This is a genomic window from Bacillus sp. es.036 (assembly GCF_002563635.1).
GTDB lineage: Bacteria > Bacillota > Bacilli > Bacillales > Guptibacillaceae > Guptibacillus.
This window is the reverse complement of the sequence record NZ_PDIZ01000001.1, coordinates 2,042,556-2,059,511: the sequence shown is the minus strand read 5'-3', so window position 1 is coordinate 2,059,511 and position 16,956 is coordinate 2,042,556. Positions and strand designations below refer to the sequence as shown.

General features: G+C 38.8%; 19 protein-coding genes and 1 riboswitch. Of the genes, 14 read left to right on the top strand and 5 right to left on the bottom strand.

Annotated elements, in window-relative coordinates; all coding sequences use genetic code 11:
• Positions 1-47 precede the first annotated feature (47 nt).
• Together ATG70_RS10585 and ATG70_RS10580 are read right to left on the bottom strand one after the other, a co-directional pair.
• Entirely contained in the window at positions 48-2,150 is a 2,103-nt protein-coding gene (locus ATG70_RS10585) for an RNA degradosome polyphosphate kinase (RefSeq protein WP_098444268.1), read from the bottom strand.
• Positions 2,151-2,240: 90 nt separating this feature from the next.
• Entirely contained in the window at positions 2,241-3,776 is a 1,536-nt protein-coding gene (locus tag ATG70_RS10580) for a Ppx/GppA family phosphatase (RefSeq protein ID WP_098444267.1), read from the bottom strand.
• 154 nt (positions 3,777-3,930) lie between these two features.
• Between ATG70_RS10580 and ATG70_RS10575 the strand changes: the two genes are divergently transcribed.
• The 3 genes from ATG70_RS10575 to ATG70_RS10565 are packed head-to-tail and all read left to right on the top strand — an operon-like array spanning position 3,931 to position 5,984.
• A complete protein-coding gene (locus tag ATG70_RS10575; RefSeq protein WP_098444266.1) occupies positions 3,931-4,707 on the top strand; it encodes a metal ABC transporter ATP-binding protein in 777 nt (258 codons plus the stop codon).
• Between the two features lie 3 nt (positions 4,708-4,710).
• Positions 4,711-5,550: a metal ABC transporter permease gene (locus tag ATG70_RS10570; RefSeq protein ID WP_098444265.1), complete on the top strand. Its 840-nt coding sequence runs from the start codon at positions 4,711-4,713 to the stop codon at positions 5,548-5,550.
• A 17-nt stretch (positions 5,551-5,567) separates the two neighbouring features.
• Positions 5,568-5,984: a Fur family transcriptional regulator gene (locus ATG70_RS10565; protein WP_098444264.1), complete on the top strand. Its 417-nt coding sequence runs from the start codon at positions 5,568-5,570 to the stop codon at positions 5,982-5,984.
• Between the two features lie 12 nt (positions 5,985-5,996).
• Here the strand turns inward: ATG70_RS10565 and ATG70_RS10560 are convergent, their stop codons facing one another.
• Complete coding sequence (locus ATG70_RS10560) at positions 5,997-6,575, bottom strand: hypothetical protein (protein WP_098444263.1); 579 nt, start codon at positions 6,573-6,575, stop codon at positions 5,997-5,999.
• Positions 6,576-6,726: 151 nt separating this feature from the next.
• Between ATG70_RS10560 and ATG70_RS10555 the strand changes: the two genes are divergently transcribed.
• On the top strand, positions 6,727-7,128 hold the full coding sequence (locus ATG70_RS10555) for a DUF4190 domain-containing protein (RefSeq protein WP_098444262.1): 402 nt from the start codon (positions 6,727-6,729) through the stop codon (positions 7,126-7,128).
• Between the two features lie 68 nt (positions 7,129-7,196).
• Here the strand turns inward: ATG70_RS10555 and ispG are convergent, their stop codons facing one another.
• Complete coding sequence (gene ispG, locus ATG70_RS10550; RefSeq protein ID WP_098444261.1) at positions 7,197-8,315, bottom strand: flavodoxin-dependent (E)-4-hydroxy-3-methylbut-2-enyl-diphosphate synthase; 1,119 nt, start codon at positions 8,313-8,315, stop codon at positions 7,197-7,199.
• A 140-nt stretch (positions 8,316-8,455) separates the two neighbouring features.
• On the bottom strand, positions 8,456-8,785 hold the full coding sequence (locus ATG70_RS10545) for a hypothetical protein (RefSeq protein WP_098444260.1): 330 nt from the start codon (positions 8,783-8,785) through the stop codon (positions 8,456-8,458).
• A gap of 184 nt (positions 8,786-8,969) precedes the next feature.
• Here ATG70_RS10545 and ATG70_RS10540 point away from each other — a divergent pair, with 184 nt between their 5' ends.
• From ATG70_RS10540 to ATG70_RS10495, 10 genes are all read left to right on the top strand, one after another.
• Positions 8,970-9,845, top strand: a complete 876-nt coding sequence (locus ATG70_RS10540; protein ID WP_098444259.1) for a DUF1002 domain-containing protein — start codon at positions 8,970-8,972, stop codon at positions 9,843-9,845.
• A gap of 71 nt (positions 9,846-9,916) precedes the next feature.
• Positions 9,917-10,573 (top strand): NfeD family protein, encoded by a 657-nt coding sequence (locus ATG70_RS10535; protein ID WP_098444258.1) that lies wholly within the window; start codon positions 9,917-9,919, stop codon positions 10,571-10,573.
• A gap of 116 nt (positions 10,574-10,689) precedes the next feature.
• A riboswitch (SAM riboswitch) is annotated at positions 10,690-10,795 on the top strand.
• 96 nt (positions 10,796-10,891) lie between these two features.
• Positions 10,892-11,035, top strand: a complete 144-nt coding sequence (locus ATG70_RS10530; protein ID WP_098444257.1) for a YezD family protein — start codon at positions 10,892-10,894, stop codon at positions 11,033-11,035.
• Between the two features lie 98 nt (positions 11,036-11,133).
• A complete protein-coding gene (locus tag ATG70_RS10525) occupies positions 11,134-11,856 on the top strand; it encodes a phosphoadenylyl-sulfate reductase (RefSeq protein ID WP_098444256.1) in 723 nt (240 codons plus the stop codon).
• Positions 11,853-12,917, top strand: a complete 1,065-nt coding sequence (locus tag ATG70_RS10520; protein ID WP_098444255.1) for an inorganic phosphate transporter — start codon at positions 11,853-11,855, stop codon at positions 12,915-12,917. Before ATG70_RS10525 ends, ATG70_RS10520 begins: the two co-directional genes overlap by 4 nt.
• Before the next feature lie 25 nt (positions 12,918-12,942).
• On the top strand, positions 12,943-14,091 hold the full coding sequence (gene sat, locus ATG70_RS10515) for a sulfate adenylyltransferase (protein WP_098444254.1): 1,149 nt from the start codon (positions 12,943-12,945) through the stop codon (positions 14,089-14,091).
• A 14-nt stretch (positions 14,092-14,105) separates the two neighbouring features.
• Positions 14,106-14,711: an adenylyl-sulfate kinase gene (gene cysC, locus ATG70_RS10510; RefSeq protein WP_098444253.1), complete on the top strand. Its 606-nt coding sequence runs from the start codon at positions 14,106-14,108 to the stop codon at positions 14,709-14,711.
• 51 nt (positions 14,712-14,762) lie between these two features.
• Positions 14,763-15,548: a uroporphyrinogen-III C-methyltransferase gene (gene cobA, locus ATG70_RS10505; RefSeq protein WP_098444252.1), complete on the top strand. Its 786-nt coding sequence runs from the start codon at positions 14,763-14,765 to the stop codon at positions 15,546-15,548.
• Between the two features lie 13 nt (positions 15,549-15,561).
• Positions 15,562-16,305 carry a sirohydrochlorin chelatase gene (locus ATG70_RS10500; RefSeq protein WP_179886249.1) on the top strand — a complete coding sequence of 248 codons (744 nt, stop codon included), beginning with the start codon at positions 15,562-15,564 and terminating at the stop codon, positions 16,303-16,305.
• Positions 16,302-16,883, top strand: coding sequence for an NAD(P)-binding protein (locus tag ATG70_RS10495; protein WP_098444250.1), 582 nt, complete (start codon positions 16,302-16,304; stop codon positions 16,881-16,883). Before ATG70_RS10500 ends, ATG70_RS10495 begins: the two co-directional genes overlap by 4 nt.
• The last annotated feature ends 73 nt before the right edge of the window (positions 16,884-16,956 follow it).

Genomic DNA, 16,956 nt, shown 5'->3' with positions numbered 1-16,956 from the left:
ACCCCCTACTTTAAAGTAGGGGGTTTTTTATGATGATGGTTTAATGTTTATAAATAAGAAAATGGATTCTGCATTAATTTTTGTTGACTATTAATGGAGGGTTCATTTGTATTCCTTTCGACATAGTGATAAATACCATTACTATCCTGAACCCGTGCTTTCTCATTGTCCTTTAGAATGAGGTCTAACGTTGCTTTTACTTTTTGTTTTAAATTGGATTGGAGTATAGGAAATAGGATTTCAATTCGTTTATCCATGTTTCGAGTCATCATATCTGCTGAAGAGAGATAGATGTTTTCCTCTCCGCTATGATGGAAGTAAAAAATTCGCGTGTGTTCAAGAAACTCTCCCACTATGCTCCGCACGGTAATATGACTACTCACACCTTCTATTCCTGGGCGAAGACAGCAAATTCCTCTCACGATTAAGTCGATTTTTACTCCCGTTTGTGAGGCTTTATAAAATTGCATAATAAGGTCTTTATCTGTAAGAGAATTCATTTTAGCAATAATGCGTCCTCTTCCAGTTCTACGATGATGTTCCATTTCCTTTTCAATGAGCTCAATGAACGATTCTTTAATCTCACCAGGTGAAATAGAGAAGTAGTACCAATCTGGTTTTGTACGGTATCCACTTAAATAATTAAAGAAATTTGTAGCATCAATACCCAATTTTTGGTTTGAGGTTAGTAGTCCCATATCGGTGTAAATTTTTGCAGTCGCATCATTATAGTTGCCTGTACCAAGGTGAACAAAACGCTGAATGACATTACGATCTTTGCGCACTACGAGCGTGATTTTACTATGTGTTTTTAAAGATGTCATACCGTAGATGACGTTAACACCAGATTTCTCTAGTTTCTTAGCCCACTGAATATTGTTTTCTTCATCAAATCGTGCCTTTAATTCAACTAGTACTGTGACAAGCTTCCCGTTTTCTGAAGCTTTTGCTAGAGCGTTAATGATCGGAGAATCTTCACTCACTCTATAAAGGGTTTGTTTTATCGCAAGTACTTTAGGATCAACGGATGCTTGTTGAATGAAATCAACAATAGGATCAAATGATTCATAAGGATGATGCAAAAAAATATCCCTATTTAGTAAAGTTGAAAATATGGAACGCTCGTTTTGAAGTGCTCGTGGAATTTTGGGAACAAGGGTTTCAAATAGTAAATGATCATGGGTATCGCTTAATGTTTTGTAAAACCCAAATAAAAATGTAAGGTCAATCGGACCGTCTACAATATAAACATCCTTCTCATGGAGCTCGAGTTTTTCAATTAGAAAACGAGTTGCTGCTTTGTCATTCCAATCCTTCCGAATTTCAAGACGAACCGCAGCGCCCCACTTTCGTTTCTTTAATTCTTCTTCAATAACTTCAAGAAGATCTCGCGCACCTTCTTCATGGATTGATAAATCAGCGTTACGAGTAATACGAAATTGAGATGTAGATATAACACGATAACCTTCAAAAAGCTTGTAACAATTTTGGCTTATAACATCTTCTAAAAGAACAAAACATCGTCTTGAATCGAGTGAAGGAACCTCAATAAAACGATCAAGTGCGGGTGGAATTCGCACGATAGCTAGGTGATTTTCGGAAGTTTCATCGTCTTCTTTTTGTAAAAAAATAGCGATATTTAACGCTTTATTTGGAATGACCGGGAATGGGCGATACGCATCAATCGCCATAGGAGTTAAACTAGGATAAATTTGATTTTCAAAATGATCATTAACGAAAGATCGTTCAGCATCCGTTAACGTCTCACATTTAAGCATATGAATGTTCTCGTTTTGCAGGGAGGGAAGAAGAGAATGGGTGAATGTTTCATATTGATGGTCAACGAGACCATGATTTATTTGAAATATTTCAGCCAACTGCTCTTTGGGTGTTAAACCTGCTTTGTTTTCGGGCTTTTCAAATCCTGCGGCGATCTGGTCCTTTAGACCCGCCACTCGAACCATGAAAAACTCATCCAAATTTGAACTGAAAATCGAAAGGAATTTCAACCGTTCCAATAGTGGATTACGTTCATCCACCGCTTCTTCTAGTACTCTTTCATTGAAGCCAAGCCAGCTAAGTTCACGGTTGTTGTAATAATCAGAAGAAGCTATATTCAATTTTTTAGGATTGCTGTCTAATTCCTTCATTCAATTACCTTCCTTTATGAGTTGCTTAAGTCCATTTTACCAGAAATTAATTGAATTCTTCATGTGGAATTGTAATGAAATTGTAAAAATTCATGACTTAAGAAGGAATTCTAAAGAAATATCCATTGAGAGTGCTCTTTCGAGATGCTTAATATGCTTTTCGCATTTTTCTTTCTCAAAAAGAAAACTTTTCGTACAGTATATTTCCAATGTAAATCGATCAGAATTCACATCAGTAAGCGAGATTTCGTGTACAACATCACGATTTGTTGTGTTTAAAAAATAGGAAAGTTTTAGTACCGCTCCTAGTATTTCAATTTGATCTAACTCATCACCGTTAAACCAAGAGGAATAGGGGGCAGAGAATTCCTGATAGGTTGATCTATTTTTAAAAGATGCTAAAAGCGCGAGAATGATGCGATCCTTATGATTCAGACCATTTAAGGCAGTATTAGATAAAATATAAAAGGTATGTTGACTTACTGATTCGCTCTCGATGTGATCGCCAAGATAATTTAGTTTTGTAGCTTGAGCCAGAAGGTTTTCATAATCTGAATTCAAAAGCAATCCTGCCCTTTGCAATTCGCTTGAGAGAAGAAACGCTATCCTCTTATTCACATCAACTTTGGCAGTGTTAATATTGTATTTCGAAACTAATGATTCCACGTTACGTTCGATGATATTTGGAAATCGATCCGTTACCTTGTTTGTAATGAGGGTTTCGTACATAAAGCCTTCACGTAACCCTTTTCGGCACATCAGAAAGGAAGGAGCCTGTACAAATGAAGTGAATGTCTCAATCGCTTGTACAGCTGGAATGATGATATCGGCCCTTTCTTTTGATAATCCTTCTACTTTTTTTCGTTGACTTAAAGATAAAATATTTAATTGAGCAATCATACCTTCTATTTGTTCAGCAGGAAATTCGTAATGATGAATGCCTGAAAGAGGATAGTGATACTTTTTTTGATGCATAAGAGAAAGGTTTCTTGCGCTCCCACCAATACCAGCAACTCTCAAGCCTCGCTTATTTATCCATGGAATGGTTTTAAACTGCTCGGTTAAAAAATTACGGAGCTTTCCTAGTTCTTTCGTTGTAGGTTTTTCACTATGAATAAATTCTTTCTGTAGCGTAAGAGCTCCAAAAGGAAAACTGTGGTAATGCTTCATTTGACGATCTTCCAAATAAGTGATTTCCGTACTACCGCCACCTATATCAATTGTATAGCCATCTTGAAGGTTAGTGGACTGAATGACAGAAAGATAACCGTAGTAAGCTTCTTCTTTTTCACTTAGAATGTTAACTTTGAAATCTGTTTCATTCTCTATTAATCGCATAATCGTACTTCTGTTTTTCGCTTGTCGGACAGCTGCAGTTGCAATTAAATTAATTCTTTTTAAGTCATACGATCTTGTGACTGTTTGGAAGTGCTGCAAAGTCGTTAGGATGACATTTAAACCTTCTGGATTAATTGTTAAGTCTTCTTCAAGATAGGAGCGCAAACGAGCTGTAACTTTGAGATTTTGTTCTTCTTGTAATTCACCGAATGAATTTAATTTATAGATAACAAGCCGAATCGTATTCGATCCCATATCAATGACAGCATAATAAGATTTTCGAGACAAGGTGAAATTCCTTTCTAAAAATGAATTTTGTTTTCATTATACATGAAGATGAAAAAGGGGAGTGACATCAGTATTTAAATTTACAAACACTCCTGATGTCATGTATACTACATAATGTAAATCGTAATGATTCTTATAGATGGTAGGTAATAAAATGAGTACTTCTAATAATTTAATCGATCTTAAGGACATTTCTTTCCATTATGGAGATGGCAATGTACTAGAAGATATTACTTTCTCGATCCCTCAAGGGGCCTTTGTTGGATTGGTGGGACCGAATGGATCCGGAAAATCAACTTTAATTAAAATTATCTTCGGTTTATTAAAAGCTCAAAAAGGTTCTGTTCATATTTTCGGAAAAAAAATGAGTAAATTTCATGATTGGAGTAAAATTGGTTATGTTTCACAAAAAGCCAATAGTTTTAATTCTGGTTTTCCTGCTTCTGTTTTTGAAGTTGTTTCAATGGGACTGACAAGCAAACTTGGTTTATTCAAATTTATGAAACCAAATGATCGTAAGGCAGTCATGGATGCTCTGCAATTAGTTGGAATGAGCGATTTTGCATCCAGTAATATTGGGGAACTTTCAGGCGGCCAGCAACAACGGGTATTTATTGCAAGAGCATTGGTCAGTCAACCGGAAATTCTGATTCTTGATGAACCGACAGTAGGAGTAGATGCGAATTCTACAAGTGATTTTTATGAGCTTCTCGGTAAATTGAATAAGGATAATGGGATTACCTTATTGCTTGTTACACACGATATCGGAACGATTACGGACAAAGTGACGCACGTTGCTTGTCTAAACAAAACGCTTCATTTTCATGGAGAGACGAATGAATTTGAACAGTTTAATGAACGTGAATTATCAGGTTTTTATGGCCATCATGTTCATGTATTAAGTCACGATCATGATCATGGAGGCTTTTAGAAAATGATTCAAGCTTTATGGAAATTTGAGTTTTTACAGAATGCCTTTATGGCAGGTATCTTAATTGGAGTTATTGCACCGCTTCTTGGGGTATTTATCGTTGTTAGAAGACAGGCATTAATTGCCGATGCCTTATCACATATAACACTTGCTGGAATTGCCGCTAGCCTGCTTCTTGGTAAGTATTCTACATTTTGGCAAGGTGTTAATCCTGTTTATATGGGAATGGGTTTTTCAGCAGCGGGCTCGTTATTTATCGAACAGCTTCGTAAAGTATATAAGCATTTTGAAGAGCTTGCTATTCCGATTACGCTGTCTGGTGGCATTGGTCTAGGGGTTGTCTTTTTATCTTTAGCAGATGGATTTAATTCGGATTTGTTTAATTACTTATTCGGAAGTGTGATTGCTATTAGTCGAAGTGACTTAATGGCAGTTGCAATCATTAGTGTGATTGTCGTTATTGTCGTAACGCTATTATATAAAGAACTGTTCTTCCTTTCATTCGATGAAGAACAAGCAATTGTATCAGGAGTAAGGGCAAAATGGATCCATTTCATTTTTATTTTACTCGTGGCATTTGTAATTGCTGTTTCAATGCAAATTGTAGGGGTCTTATTGGTTTCTGCACTAATGACGCTTCCTGTGGCCGCCAGCATTCGAATTGCACGTGGATTTAAGCAGACGATTGCCTATTCAATCATTTTCGGTGAGATGGCTGTACTTGGAGGACTTGTTCTGGCCTATTATCTTGATATCGCGCCAGGTGGAACAATCGTTCTTTTATCAGCATTTATTTTACTGTTCGTACTTTTGGTAAAACGGATTAAACAATGGAAATCTTAACATGATGAGGTGGAAGTATGAATGTCTCTACAGCATTGCGTATTTTAAAAGAACAAGGCTATAAATATACTGAGAAGCGCGAAGATCTTGTGACCTTATTTGCTAAAGAGAAGAGGTATCTCTCCGCTAGGGATGTACTGAATCATATGCAGAGAAGTTATCCTGGGATGAGCGTAGATACGATTTACCGAAATTTGACGCTATTTACCGACCTGGCTATTTTAGAAGAGACGGAATGGAATGGTGAAAAGCGCTATCGACTTAGCTGTGCAACACAAAGTCATCATCATCACCTCATTTGCCTGGACTGCGGAAAAACACGACATATTGATTCTTGTCCTATGGAAGCTATTCCAGTGGGGGATACAGGGTTTGAAGTAACTGGTCATAAATTTGAGGTATATGGACGCTGTGACGAATGTCAAGCAAATTAAAAGCGGTAGAGCTCAGGCTCTGCCGCTTTTGTTGTGTTGTTGAACCCATTGACGTGCTTCATGCCACGATTCTAATCGGGAAACATTAGAAGGAACGGTTCCTTGATTATAAGGTGTATTAAAAAGAATAACAGGTATTTGACACTCTTCTGCAATGGCACAAGCATTATCATGTTTGTCTTCAAAAAATACGTCAACACCATGTTTTTTTATCGCGTCAATTTTATCATGTTTTCCAATAAGCTCAATGTGATGGAACGGAACAGAATTTGCAGCAAACCAATTTTTTGTTGTGTCTAGAAGGTGATTCCCTCTGGCACTGATGTAGAAAAGGTCGTACTTTCCTTCCCAAGATTTTAATATTGGATGAGCATCATCAGCGATTATTGCGTTAGCATAAATGTTTTTCTCATTTGCTTTTAACCACTTGAAGAATTCATCTTTATGAATGCCGAGGATATTCGCAAGATTATACTCTGTTAGATCATCGAGTGACAATTTCTTATTAAATGATGAGTTTAAATATGGAAGGAATGTTTTAGGACTTGTGACTGTTCCATCAATATCAAGTCCGAGTCTTTTGATAGTCATGATAAAACCCCTTTTTGTGATCTCATGTATTATCATAACACAGAAGCAAAGGCCTTGAGTTGGAAGGATCTTACTGAAGAATTAAACATATTCTTTGGTTTCCTTACGAATACTAAGCATGCTCCACAACAAGGCAAAGTGAGGGATGTATATGACAGAAGACAGACAAGATGAGGATCTGGACCTAATCGAGGAGCGAGAAGTACGCGCTGAAGAGGATTATTATGAAGAAGCAGCAGCGGAAGTAGCTCCCGGTGTAATGGACCGCCCTTATTTACAGTCACCTGAAAATGAACGTCCAACTTCTGAAGAGCATCATGAACACTTTGAAGCTAAAAGACAGGAACAAGAAAAAACGGGAGTAGGTATTGGTGTAGCAGCGCTTGCTCTATCCGTTATTTCTTTGTTCATTCTTCCCGTCATTCTTGGAGCAGCGGGAATTGTGGTAGGATTTGTTGCTAGGAGAAAGGGACTGACAACGCTTGGATCATGGGCGGTAGGTGTCGGTGCCGCTTCAATGATCATCAGCTTATTCTTCGCACCGTTCTTTTAGTTATAACCGAAATAGAAAAGCCAGGCACTCTTTCGTGCCTGGCTTTTCGTGTCTACAGGAACAGTTTCTTAAGAGTTAGCTTCTGCTTTCTCTTTTTCTTCTGCCATTTTCTTGTAGTGTTCTTCTGCTATTTTATCTACTTCTTTTTTCAATTCTTCTACCATTGTTTCTTCAGGAACCTTGCGGATGATTTCTCCGTGACGGAAGAGAAGACCTTCACCTCTAGCGCCTGCAATACCAATATCCGCTTCACGTGCTTCACCAGGGCCGTTTACGGCGCAGCCAAGCACAGCTACTTTAATTGGTGCTTTGATCGTTGAAATATACTCTTCAACTTCATTTGCAATCGAAATTAAATCAATTTCAATTCGTCCACATGTTGGACAAGAAATTAATGTTGCAGCGTTCGCAGCGAGACCAAATGATTTAAGAAGTTCTCTAGCTACTTTAACTTCTTCAACAGGGTCAGCACTTAGAGAAATACGTGCCGTATTTCCAATACCTTTAGAAAGAATAACACCTAAACCAGCGGCACTTTTTACTGTACCAGCAAATAGCGTTCCAGATTCTGTGATCCCAAGGTGTAATGGATAATCAAATGAGCGAGCTGCGAGCTCATAAGCTTCTGTAGCAAGTTGTACATCAGATGCTTTCATTGAGACAATGATATCGTAGAAATCAAGGTCTTCAAGAATTTTAATGTGATGAAGGGCACTTTCAAGCATACCTTCAGCCGTTGGGTATCCATATTTCTCAAGGATTTTACGCTCTAGTGAACCAGCGTTTACCCCAATGCGAATTGGAATACCTTTTTCTTTAGCAGCCTTAACAACTGCCTCCACTTTTTCACGACGCCCAATGTTACCTGGGTTAATTCGAATCTTGTCTGCTCCACCTTCAATTGCTTTGAGGGCAAGCTTGTAATTGAAATGGATGTCAACGACAAGAGGAATATTGATTCTTTTTTTAATTTCTGGAATCGCATCTGCAGCTCGATCATCTGGACAAGCAACACGTACGATCTGACAACCAGCTTCCTCAAGACGATTAATTTCAGCTACTGTTGCTTCCACATCGTGCGTTTTAGTGGTTGTCATACTTTGAATAATAACTTCATCGTTACCGCCTATCGTTAAAGGACCTACTTTAACAGGTCTTGTTTTACTACGGTGGGTAATTTCATTCATGCGAAAATCGCTCCTTTTACATGTAGGATTGCTTACCTCATGATTTAGATCGCTTTTATATGCTTCCCTAGTAGGGAATAAGACTCATCTGTAATACTATCCCATTGTAGCAACTTTACAGAGCTATTGACAAGAAATAATCACTGAGCAGATGTGTTGGGATAAGTTGGTATCTTATATTCTTTTCCTATTTGTATCCCTGTAGGATGAATTTTGTTTAACGTTTCAAAATCGTGAACAATCGTTTCAATTGCTACAGGAACCGATCCATTTGCTTTTTCCACTAAAGAAAGAACGGTATCACCAGCGTTGATTTTGTAAACCACATAGGGAGCATCGTCTTTTGGTGGAGCGAGTACTTCTGCTGCTTCAGACTCCACTCTGGGTGAGGGGAGTGTCCCAGTTGTTAAATCATAGTAAGTGGTGTGAAGAATTAGGAGTAAAAGGATTCCCATTAGCAACTTTTTCATCGCTCTCACCTTCCTATCGGGTTTATTTCTTTTATATAAAGGTATGCTTGTCCTTCCATGATATGACAGGTTTCTTAATGAATTATCTTTTCTTTCGAGCAACTGTCGAGTAGAATACAAGGAGATGAGAAGTCTAAACATCTACTCATCGAGCAAGCCTTACGTTTAAAAAGGAGATCAAAACATGTTTAAAAAAGTAATGCCATTTTTTCTGTCGATGTTGTTGATCATGTTCATTGTGCCAATTGTAACGTTGGCTGATGCTAGCGTTGGTGATGTCATTGTGACACTTGGTGAAGATTTATCAGAAGAGCAAAAGCAAACGCTGTTAGAAGAAATGAAAGCATCAGACGATGTCATGACCGTGACAGTATCAAATGAAGAAGAGCATAAATACCTTGGAAACTATATTAGTAAAGCCTTAATTGGTACGCGTGCCTTGTCTTCCTCCTCGATTACAATTGGTGAGAAAGATGCTGGGTTAAGTGTTGAAACAAAAAATATCAACTGGGTTACAGATGAGATGTATGCCAATGCTTTAATAACAGCGGGAGTAAAAGACGCTGATATCTACGTGACAGCACCAACGGAAGTATCCGGTACGGCAGCTTTAACTGGTTTGATTAAAGCGTATGAGTTAAGTTCAGATGAAGTCATTCCTGAGGAACAGAAACAGGTTGCAAATGAAGAATTAGTAACGACTGCTCAATTAAGTGATAGCATTGGTGCTGATAAAGCAACAGAGTTAATGACGAAAATTAAAGATGAAATTGCTACAAATCCCCCTGAGACAGAAGAAGACATGAGAACGATGATTAAACAAACGGCTAGCGATTCAGGAATTGAACTAACTCAAGAAGAACTAGACGGACTTGTGGCACTGTTTAATCGAATGAAGAATCTCGATATCGACTGGGATCAAATGAAGAGTCAGCTCGAGAATGCGAGAGAAAATCTTGATGAATTTTTAAACAAAGATGAAACACAATCTTTTATTAAGAAAATAATAGATTTTTTTATTGCGCTTATTGATGGAATAAAAGGGGTATTTCAATCGTAAAGTGACAATGGACTGAAACTTTCTTCTCTCGTTATACGTATTAAGAGTGGAAAGAAAAGGAGGGAGCGAGGATGGAAATCCTATCTTTGCCTGCAGTTGGTTTTCTTGTTGTCTTACTTAGCGTGCTTTTCTTATTCGGAGAGTTGCTTGTTCGAGTAAAAGGGATTTTTGGATTGATTGGAATCCTGATCCTTACATTCTATTTCAGTTACCATTTAACATCATTATCATCTATGGTTTGGATGGGTCTTGTGTTTGCGGTTGGTCTTGGATTAGTTATTCTAGACGGAAAATTATTGAATGACGGAACGTTTGGACTGATTGGATTAGCAATGATGGTAACGGCAGTTGCTATACCTTCCCCAACTTTTCTGTATGGACTGCTTGTTTCAAGTGGATTTTTAATTGGAACTGCTGCGTCCTTTCTATTTTTAAGAGTATTTCCTGCCAGGTCCATGTGGACGAAGATGACGCTAAAAGATCGTCTTAGTAGTGAAATGGGATACAACTCGATGAATGTGGAGTATAAAAAATTAGTTGGAGAAACAGCTATCGCCCTTACTCCGTTTCGACCGAGTGGGACAATTGAAATGAACGATAAAAAGTATAGCGCGATTTCAGCAGGAAGCTGGATCGATAAGGATGCGGTAGTTGTAGTAACCTCTGTTGATGGAACGCGCATTGTAGTAGAAGAAAAGAAAGTAGAAAGTAAACGTCATCCGATATAAAACTGAGCCTCGAGTCATAGATTCGGGGTTTTTTTCATATTCTTTACTAATCCGTTTATCCCGATCTCTAAACTAGGGTTGACAGATTGTTAGATAATAGTTAAGATTTAGAAAATAACTTATCAAGAGAGACCGAGGGACTGGCCCGATGACGTCCAGCAACCTGCCTTCGAGGCAAGGTGCTACTTCCAGCAAAATGGAGTCCATTTTGGAAGATAAGGTGAATTAAGGTAACCTAATCTGTCTTTCCAATTTGGGAAGGCTTTTTTAGTTGTTTAGCCTCTCCTATAGATTATGATGAGCAAGGGAGGTTGCAAGATGGGAAGCAAGGAGCAGAACTTTTCAGACGTTGCAGCGCGTATTGAACGAATGCTAAGTACGTTGAAGTATGGATCGATTACACTTGTTATTCAAGATGGAAAGGTGATTCAACTTGAAAGAAAAGAAAAAGAACGACTTTAATTTTAGCGCTGACTAGAGACACTAGAGGCGGTTCTAACCACGGTGGTTAGGACTGCCTCTTTTTTTAGGATAATTTGATTGCAATAGGAGGTTTTGTAATGGAATGGTTATATGAGAGCTGGTCAGGCGAGGAGCCGGAATTCAATCAGCATTCAGATACAAAAGGAGCATTGGAAGTTCTTAATTGGGCTTATCAAACTTATAAAGAAGACATCGTATATGCATGTAGTTTCGGTGTGGAAGGTATTGTTCTCATTGATTTGATTTCTCGTGTAAATGAGGAAGCGGAGATTGTTTTTTTAGACACCGGACTTCACTTTGAAGAAACGTATCAATTGATTGAGAAAGTAAAAGCGAGATATCCAAAGCTTAAGATAAAGATGAAGCAACCAAAAGAGTCTGTAGAAGAGCAAGCATTAAGTAAAGGGGAGGCGCTTTGGGAGAAGGATCCAGGGCAATGCTGTAATTTACGAAAAATTGTTCCTTTACATGAAGAACTAGATGGCGTAAGCGCCTGGATATCGGGCTTAAGAAGAGAACAGTCCCCTCTAAGACAAAAAACGAATTATTTAAATCGAGATAAAAAATTTCAGTCCATAAAAGTTTGTCCACTCATTCATTGGACGTGGAAAGAAATTTGGCGCTACGTCTACGAGAAAGATTTACCATATAATCCCCTTCACGATCAAGGCTATCCAAGTATCGGCTGTGCCGTATGCACAGAAAGAGTTTTGAGTGGAAGTGATTCTAGAGCGGGGAGATGGGCAAGTCAGGAGAAAACAGAGTGCGGATTGCATCTTGATTCCGCATCAAGCCGATGACGATTTTAGTGATTACAGTTGCGCTGTTTTTTGCCATGAATATTGGAGCAAGTGGTGCAGCTGCATCAATGGGGGTGGCCTATGGAGCTGGTGCCATAAAAAAAAGACGCACAGCACTAGCTATATGTGCTTTCGGAATAGTAGCCGGGGCCATTTTTGGTGGAGGGAATGTCATTAAGACGATGGGCAGTGGAATTATTCCCACCTCAGTGCTTAGTTTAAAAGTGATTCTGATTATATTCATTTCAGCGACAACGGCACTTTTTCTAGCAAATATTATGGGGATCCCTTTATCAACGAGTGAAGTAACTGTTGGATCAGTTGTAGGGGTAGGCATTGCATACCGTGCATTGTTTTTTTCAAATGTTATAGTCATTATGCTATTGTGGATTATTATTCCAGTTATTGCTTTTGTGACAGCCTTAATAGTAGGGAAAGGGTTGAAGGCTCTAAAAAAGCGTTTACACCTTACAACAAAATGGCAAAAAACGCTTACTATCGTTTTAATTGCAGCTGGATTTCTTGAAGCATTCTCGGCAGGAATGAATAATGTGGCCAATGCAGTTGGCCCTTTAGTAGGAGCGGGAGTTCTTTCCCTTTCTCACGGTGCGTGGTTAGGGGGAGCATTTGTTGCTTTAGGTGCACTTGTCTTTGGAAGCCGCGTACTTGAAACGAATGGCTACCGCATTACACGTTTTTCGCTAGGTGAAGGGTGTGCGATATCGGGTACGAGCGCTGGGCTAGTAATCGGTGCTTCCTTTTTTGGAATTCCAGTCCCACTTACACAAATTACGACTTCTTCAATCATTGGAATTGGTACAGCAAAAGATGGCTTTCAACTCTGGCAAAAAGATGTCATTACAAAGATGTTAAAGGTATGGGCCGTTTCACCAGTTTTTTCATTAGTTATTTCTTACAGTATGATTAAGCTTTTTCTAGAAAGTGACCTGTACACGTTAATAGCAATCGGAAGCGTTATTCTTGCAACGGTAGGATCAGGAAGTTTGATTCGATCAATTCGTACACAAAAAAGAACCTTACAAGAAAAAGAAAGTTTATAAAACATTTTATTTTGGAGGGATTACTATGACAACAATTCATGCACATGGTGGAAAACTGATCGATCGTTTTAACCCAGATAAAAAGATAGAAGGAATTCAAAAAGAAATAGAATTAGATAAAACAGCTTTAAGCGATCTGGAATTGATTGGAACTGGAGCATATAGTCCATTAACCGGTTTTCTTAATGAAAGTGATTACACATCAGTTGTTCATAATCTTAAATTAGAAAACGGTTTGCCGTGGAGTATTCCCATTACGTTACCAGTAACCGATAACGTCGCTAAAAAAATCTCTCTTGGCGATGAAGTGAAGCTTATAAGCGAAGGAACCGTATATGGTACTGTGACCGTTGAATCGATCTATCAACCAGATAAGGTAGTAGAAGCAAAACATGTTTATTTAACAGAGGATAATGATCATCCGGGCGTAAAAAAAGTCTATGATCGACCTAATGTATACATTGGTGGACCTATTTCGCTTATTAAAAGAAGTGAAAAAGGTCAGTTCGATCGTTATCATTTTGATCCAGCTGAAACGAGAGCTTATTTTGAAGATCAAGGTTGGCAGACAGTGGTTGGATTTCAAACGAGAAACCCTGTTCATCGAGCCCATGAGTATATTCAAAAAACAGCTCTCGAAACAGTGGATGGGCTTTTCTTAAATCCACTTGTAGGTGAAACGAAATCAGATGACATTCCAGCAGAAATCCGCATGGAGAGCTACGAGGTATTACTTAAAAATTACTATCCTGCTGATCGTGTTCATCTTGGAGTTTTCCCTGCTGCAATGCGCTATGCAGGGCCTAGAGAGGCAATCTTCCATGCAATTGTACGTAAAAATTTCGGATGCACACATTTTATTGTTGGAAGAGACCATGCTGGTGTAGGTGATTATTATGGTACGTATGACGCACAGAAAATCTTCAGTCGGTTTACAAGCGAAGAATTAGGGATCATTCCGCTTTTCTTTGAACATAGTTTCTATTGCAAGAAGTGCGATAGCATGGCTTCAGCGAAGACGTGTCCTCATGGTAAGGAACATCACGTCATTTTATCAGGTACGAAAGTACGGGCGCTTTTACGAAATGGTGAGCAACCTCCTGCAACGTTTAGTCGTCCTGAGGTAGTTGAGATCCTTATTAAAGGAATGAGCAAAAATGCAGTTAAAGCATAAGGAGGAGATTCGTGATGACAGTAAACAATAATTTAACGTGGCACGATACAGTAGTAACGAAAGAAATGAGACAGAAGAGAAACCAGCACAAAAGTGCTGTTCTCTTCTTTACAGGATTGTCAGGGTCGGGGAAATCTACATTAGCGAATGATGTATCACGAAAGCTACATGAATTAAACGTTCAAAGCTATGTACTTGACGGAGATAATATCAGACAGGGATTAAACAAAGACCTTGGTTTCAAAGAAGAAGATCGTAAGGAAAATATAAGGCGTATTGGAGAGGTATCGAAGCTTCTCGTTGATAGCGGTCAATTTGCAATTACTGCTTTTATTTCTCCCTATCAAAGTGATCGACAGGTTGTGCGAGAACTCCTTTTGAAGGATGAGTTTATTGAAGTGTATGTAAAGTGTCCTTTAAATGAGTGTGAGCTTCGAGATCCTAAAGGGCTATATAAAAAAGCTCGTAGTGGAGAAATCCCTTACTTTACAGGGGTGTCCTCTCCTTATGAAGAGCCTGTTAATCCTGAATTGATTGTTGATACGTACAATGAAACAAGAGAGAGGTGCGCAGAAATCGTTCTTTCTTATCTAGTAGATCATCAGTTAATCACAACATGAGTATCAAAAAATAAGGTCTATTGAAATAAATCGTATCGAGGAGGAAGTGAAATGGGGAAAGTTTTCCTAGTTGGAGCAGGGCCAGGTGACATTGATTTAATTACAGTAAAAGGTGTGAAATGCATTGAGCAAGCAGATGTCATCCTTTATGATCGACTAATTAACAAAGAATTATTAGAGTACGCCAAGGAAGGCGTTGAGCTTATCTATTGTGGAAAGCTACCAGACTATCATACCCTAAAACAGGAAACCATTAATCGTTTTCTCGTGAAGCATGCGCTAAAAGGAAAGGTCGTGACAAGATTAAAAGGAGGAGATCCTTTTGTATACGGGCGAGGAGGTGAAGAAGCTGAAGCTCTCTCGAACCATGGGATTCCGTTTGAAATTGTACCTGGTATTACTTCCGGGATTGCTGCACCTGCCTATGCTGGCATACCGGTGACACATCGCGATTTAAGTTCAACATTTGCGTTTGTAACAGGACATCGTAAAGATGGTGAAGAGGAAGAATTACGCTGGGAGAGCCTCGCAAAGGGAATCGATACCCTTGCCATCTATATGGGAGTGAAAAACTTACCGTATATATGCTCAATGCTTCGCAAGTATGGCAAGAAGAAGGAGACCCCAGTTGCCCTCGTCCATTGGGGTACAACTCATACTCAACAAACAGTTACAGGAACTCTTGAAACAATTACAGACGATGTGAGAAAGGCAGAAATTCAAAATCCGAGTATGATTATAGTAGGGGAAGTTGTGAACTTAAGGGCGAAGTTAAACTGGTTTGAAAAAATGTCGTTAGATAAACAAACCACGAAGACTGTCGTAAGTGCATTATAGGAGGTGAATGAAAGTGAAGGCTGTTCTCTATATTTGTCACGGTAGCCGCGTAAAAGAGGGAAGAAATCAAGCTTTAGAATTCGTTAATAAATGTAAAGAAGAACTTTCGTACCCAATTCAAGAGACCTGTTTTCTTGAGCTTTCAGAGCCTGATATTTTCGGGGGCATCACCGCATGCGTCAAAAAGGGTGCGCTCGAAATTGTAGTCATACCGGTTTTGTTACTTGCTGCTACTCATGTGAAGAAAGATATTCCGAATGAAGTAGAGCGTGTCTCTAAACAATTCCCGTGGGTAACTTTTCACATAGGACGTCCACTCGGTATCCATGATAAGTTGATCTCTGTCATTGAAGAAAGAGTAATGGAAACGAATGCCTCCCTCAGAAAGGATGCTAGTGCGCTTCTCGTGGGGAGGGGAAGTAGTGATCCTGATACACTAAGCGATTTAGATCAAATCGCAAATCGAATACTTGAGAAGATACCGTTTCAAAAAGTGTCTGTGTGCTATCTTGCAGCAGCGAACCCAACCTTTGATGAGGGGATTAAACAGGCTCAATCAGACAACAATAGTCAGGTTTTTGTTATTCCTTACCTTTTATTTACAGGTATACTAATGAAAGAAATGGAACAAAAAATAAGCAGGCTAGAAAAAGGTGGTCCAGATTTTTATCTTTGTCACTATCTTGGCTACCACAAATTATTGATAGATGTATTGAAAGAAAGGGTTGTAGAAGGATTTGAGGGAGGAAGCGGATGAGCGAATATCCTGTTTCTCTAAACTTGACAGAAAAAAGAATCGTTATAGTTGGCGGAGGTCGTATCGCACTGAGAAAGCTTAAAGGGTTACTTGGGTGCGGTGCTATTCTTACAGTGGTTAGTCCTGAAATTAATGAAGAGATCAAAAATTTTGTGGATTTTGACACTATCACTTTCGTTGAACGAGAAGTTAGAGGAAGTGATTTACAAGACGCATTTTTGATTATTGTAGCGACAAACTCGTTTGAAGTGAATGAATTTGTCATTAATCAAGTGGGAGATCATCAGCTAGTCAATGCTTCTCACCAGGCTGATCGAGGGAACGTATCTTTACCTGCTACGCTTAAGCGAGGGAGATTAATTATTTCTGTTTTTACAGGTGGAGCGAGTCCTCTGCTCGCAAGAAAAATCCGAGATGATCTCTCTTCTAAGTATGATGAGTCATATAGCAAACGTTTGGAGTATTTATATGAAAAGCGGTTGGCCATAAAGAGCGAAAACATAAGCGAAAGTGAAAAGAAGAAAGTATTGGAAAAAGTTATGAATCATGCATTAACCGAACCACTTGAAATTGACTAGTCTAGACTTTTACATAATTGGTTTGTCAGGATGGTATTAATCATGTAATAAGAAGTGAAAAAGAGGAGCCCAG

Bases quoted from the DNA above. Each gene is read 5' to 3' on its own strand.
- ATG70_RS10575 (WP_098444266.1), top strand. From the start codon at position 3,931: ATGAGTACTTCTAATAATTTAATCGATCTTAAGGACATTTCTTTCCAT.
- ATG70_RS10540 (WP_098444259.1), top strand. From the start codon at position 8,970: ATGTTTAAAAAAGTAATGCCATTTTTTCTGTCGATGTTGTTGATCATG.
- ATG70_RS10570 (WP_098444265.1), top strand. From the start codon at position 4,711: ATGATTCAAGCTTTATGGAAATTTGAGTTTTTACAGAATGCCTTTATG.
- ATG70_RS10530 (WP_098444257.1), top strand. From the start codon at position 10,892: ATGGGAAGCAAGGAGCAGAACTTTTCAGACGTTGCAGCGCGTATTGAA.
- ATG70_RS10565 (WP_098444264.1), top strand. From the start codon at position 5,568: ATGAATGTCTCTACAGCATTGCGTATTTTAAAAGAACAAGGCTATAAA.
- ATG70_RS10560 (WP_098444263.1), bottom strand. From the start codon at position 6,575: ATGACTATCAAAAGACTCGGACTTGATATTGATGGAACAGTCACAAGT.
- ATG70_RS10535 (WP_098444258.1), top strand. From the start codon at position 9,917: ATGGAAATCCTATCTTTGCCTGCAGTTGGTTTTCTTGTTGTCTTACTT.
- cysC (WP_098444253.1), top strand. From the start codon at position 14,106: ATGACAGTAAACAATAATTTAACGTGGCACGATACAGTAGTAACGAAA.
- cobA (WP_098444252.1), top strand. From the start codon at position 14,763: ATGGGGAAAGTTTTCCTAGTTGGAGCAGGGCCAGGTGACATTGATTTA.
- ATG70_RS10545 (WP_098444260.1), bottom strand. From the start codon at position 8,785: ATGAAAAAGTTGCTAATGGGAATCCTTTTACTCCTAATTCTTCACACC.
- ATG70_RS10585 (WP_098444268.1), bottom strand. From the start codon at position 2,150: ATGAAGGAATTAGACAGCAATCCTAAAAAATTGAATATAGCTTCTTCT.
- ATG70_RS10495 (WP_098444250.1), top strand. From the start codon at position 16,302: ATGAGCGAATATCCTGTTTCTCTAAACTTGACAGAAAAAAGAATCGTT.
- sat (WP_098444254.1), top strand. From the start codon at position 12,943: ATGACAACAATTCATGCACATGGTGGAAAACTGATCGATCGTTTTAAC.
- ATG70_RS10525 (WP_098444256.1), top strand. From the start codon at position 11,134: ATGGAATGGTTATATGAGAGCTGGTCAGGCGAGGAGCCGGAATTCAAT.
- ATG70_RS10555 (WP_098444262.1), top strand. From the start codon at position 6,727: ATGACAGAAGACAGACAAGATGAGGATCTGGACCTAATCGAGGAGCGA.
- ispG (WP_098444261.1), bottom strand. From the start codon at position 8,315: ATGAATGAAATTACCCACCGTAGTAAAACAAGACCTGTTAAAGTAGGT.
- ATG70_RS10520 (WP_098444255.1), top strand. From the start codon at position 11,853: ATGACGATTTTAGTGATTACAGTTGCGCTGTTTTTTGCCATGAATATT.